This window comes from Photorhabdus heterorhabditis (assembly GCF_001280945.1).
GTDB lineage: Bacteria > Pseudomonadota > Gammaproteobacteria > Enterobacterales > Enterobacteriaceae > Photorhabdus > Photorhabdus heterorhabditis.
Genome location: NZ_LJCS01000225.1, coordinates 1 through 558, shown reverse-complemented (window position 1 = coordinate 558; position 558 = coordinate 1). Strand labels below are relative to the sequence as shown.

Here is a 558-nt window from a genome sequence, read left to right as displayed (position 1 = left end):
CGCCATCATGTTGCCGATTTTTTTCCGTTTGAAGATAAACAAAGCACAGCCAACCGGTGCCATTGCCCCAACCACATTGCAGTCCACCGTCAAAAGCGACAGGGGTTTATTACACATTGTGCCGAAGTAAATCACCCGGTAACGGAAATAACCGCCCTCCGGCTCACGCGTATCCAGCGTAGAGTACATAAACCAGGCACGGGAATCATGCACCTGATTGTCATACAGGGCCACCAGTAATGACTCCGGGGATTCTGGCTGACCGGTTTTTCTCGCCGGAACAGCCGGGAAAAGCCGGTCGACCAACGCCTCTCCCGCGGCTTTCATTTGCTGATATTCCCGCTCCTCATCCTCACTGTTCAACAGATAAAGGGCGTTGCCCAGAATGTTTTCGGCAGCAAATTGCTTCGCACCGGATATCTCACGCCGTTCTTTCCGGTAGTCACTGCGAAATTCCGCTGCCGCTTCCCGCAACTGCTTCTGGGCGATTTCCGGGTCAAAATCCGGCACACCGGGTACTAACACCGGCGGTTCCTTACCGCCGCTAATAATGTATTC

General features: G+C 53.4%; 1 protein-coding gene. It reads right to left on the bottom strand.

Annotated features, from left to right (window positions below; translation table 11 throughout):
- Positions 1 to 558: T6SS phospholipase effector Tle1-like catalytic domain-containing protein (locus AM629_RS21460; RefSeq protein WP_476704007.1), on the bottom strand; the 558-nt coding region annotated here is incomplete at both ends.